This is a genomic window from Moorena sp. SIO3I6, from assembly GCF_010672095.1.
Window position 1 is genome coordinate 1 of sequence record NZ_JAAHHU010000731.1, and the last position, 2358, is coordinate 2358.

At 40.5% G+C, this 2358-nt stretch carries 3 protein-coding genes; 1 reads left to right on the top strand and 2 read right to left on the bottom strand.

The genetic code is table 11. The features are described 5' to 3' along the window. Positions 1 to 324 precede the first annotated feature (324 nt). A complete protein-coding gene (locus F6K49_RS41970) occupies positions 325 to 519 on the bottom strand; it encodes a hypothetical protein (RefSeq protein WP_293065422.1) in 195 nt (64 codons plus the stop codon). A 443-nt stretch (positions 520 to 962) separates the two neighbouring features. Continuing rightward, positions 963 to 1994 carry a glycine betaine/L-proline ABC transporter substrate-binding protein ProX gene (gene proX, locus F6K49_RS41975; RefSeq protein WP_293107211.1) on the bottom strand — a complete coding sequence of 344 codons (1032 nt, stop codon included), beginning with the start codon at positions 1992 to 1994 and terminating at the stop codon, positions 963 to 965. 134 nt (positions 1995 to 2128) lie between these two features. Here proX and F6K49_RS41980 point away from each other — a divergent pair. Continuing rightward, positions 2129 to 2358: hypothetical protein (locus tag F6K49_RS41980; RefSeq protein ID WP_293107214.1), on the top strand; the 230-nt coding region annotated here is incomplete at its 3' end.

The following is a 2358-nucleotide window of genomic DNA, read 5'->3' on the forward strand; positions in this document are numbered from 1 at the left end:
GACCACATGATCTTATAAAATATTTTGAGGAAAAGGCAAAAAGCAAAAGGCAACAAGCAACAGATAAAAAATACAAGTCTCAAACATAAAAAAAAGCCGTAGACATAATGTCCACGGCTTTTTCAATTCCACAGTAAGTGGATTGAAATTTTGATCTCAGTCAGATCCCAAACCTAACCTGATGTGATGTTATTTGATTGGCCAAAGGTCACGCTATCCGACCAGACCGGAGCCTTTATCCTGGGGGGAAAACCCCCCAGAAATTTAGCGATGCAGCGCGGTCTTGGGGGTTTCCCCCATGAGCGACTGCATCAAGACAAAGTGTTATGGCAACAGCCAATACTTCATCATTGTAGTAATCACTTCGTCTGGAACACCAGTTGGCTCCAGAGGGCTCCACTCGCAAATCTCGGCATAGCCAAAGACATAAAGCATGTGCATACTATGCATTACTGCTTGACGAGAGCCTTTCATAGTGTGCTCAACAGGTTGTTTCTTTAGGTTTGGGTTTTTTGACATGAATCAAAGATTGAATTCGTATTTATATTTATAATAATAATTATTATAACAATTTTGTCAAGGGTTTTGAAAAAAGTTTTTTTGGGTAGTTTTAGGGGGAATAAAAAAACGTTCGCTAAAGTTATACGAACGCTTTTTTGTAAAAAAAATTAACTTACGTGTTGCTGATTATGGGTATGGTTTTGCCCCCCTAGCCCCCCAATTTTGGGGGGAAAAAGACTTTCAAATTCCCCTCCGGTGCGCTTTCCGTAGGCGAATTAAATTCGCCACGGGTCGCACCGCAAAGTTGGGGGATTTAGGGGGCTTGACCAAAACCAGATGATCGCGCATTCATTCCTTGATTCAGCAACGCCTTTTTAATAGCTATTAAGTACACAAAAATTCCCTACTCCCTACTCCCTACTCCCTACTCCCTACTCCCTATTCCCTATTCCCTATTCCCTTTAAATAGAATCACCTCCTGCCTTTTTTGCCTCTTCTATCCAGCTATCAAACAACTCTTGATTCTTCTCAACCCACTCTTTAGCATGGCGATTAATATCTTCTGAACTGCTCTCACCCTCTTTGATCTTTAAGCTTTCAACGTTAATGTCCTCAGCCGGAATTTGAACCAGTTCAAACCAACGCTTAGCAACTGGGTTAGCTGCCAAAAATTTCTTGTTAGCAACAATGCGCTGGCGATCGACAGTAAATCCAAGATTTTTTCCGTTTACAGAGGTGTCTTTTTCAGTTATATTTTTCTGGGATTCAGGAAGAGAGGTAAAGGGAACTTCTAACCAAATTATATCTTGATCCGGTTTTAATATTGTAGATATCCAGTGAGGATACAACGCATAGTATAAAATGCTTTCTCCTTGCTTGTAGCGAGTCATAACATCGGCGAGTAGCACGATATATTGTCCTCTAGTGTGTTCAACGGTATCTTCTAGTCCGTAAGCTTTGAGGTGATGATCGACTATCACTTCGCAAAACCAACCAGGATCACAACCGATTAAATTAGCTTTACCATTGCCGTCTGTATCAAATAGTTTCGCAATTTTTGGGTCTTTAAATTGTTGCAGGTTAGTAATGTTATATTTCTCAGCCGTTTTTTTATCGATTTGATAGCCTTGTATCACATCAGGAGTAATAACTCCAACTCGCTCTAACTTTTTGGTACCCCCAGCATTTTTAAAGAATTCTAGATGTGATTTTTCATAGTTTATAGTACTATAATCTAGCTCGCCATTAGCCACAGACACATAAATGATCGGATAGCTTATTTCTTTCGGTTCTTCGATTTCATAACCAAGTTTTTCCAGACCAATATTGACGATTTGGGTTTGAAACTGTTCCTCTACCCAGTTACTATGGGCAGAACGAACTTTAGTTTTTTTAACAGAGGAGGTTGACTCACAGGCACTTAAACCGATTAAAGCTGTCAGAGTGATTCCCAAGGTAAGTTGTTTGATCAGTTGTCTTACTTGTCGTTTCATGAAATCCTCTCCCAGGGTTTTTATCATGAAGTCTTACCTTCAGTCATAACTATAGCAGTTTTTAATGGGGTAGGGAGTAGGGAGAAGGGAGTAGGGAGTAGGGAGTAGGGAAGCTAATCTCTATCATTCCAGCCTTGCTAGTTTGTAGCAGGTACTACGCCATAGCATCTGAACTAAGGTACATCGAGAGCAAGTCTCTGGCAAAAAAATCGATGATGGTGATATTAAGAAAAAATTTGGACTTGGCATCAGGTGGTTTCGAGCCAGCCATCTGTGTGGGCACATTCAACGAAAAACATACTCCACCGAGATGCCTGGATACGTTGGTTTGGATTCCCAAAGATGGTATGATCATATTTGACTA

Bases quoted from the DNA above. Each gene is read 5' to 3' on its own strand.
- F6K49_RS41970 (WP_293065422.1), bottom strand. From the start codon at position 519: ATGTCAAAAAACCCAAACCTAAAGAAACAACCTGTTGAGCACACTATG.
- proX (WP_293107211.1), bottom strand. From the start codon at position 1,994: ATGAAACGACAAGTAAGACAACTGATCAAACAACTTACCTTGGGAATC.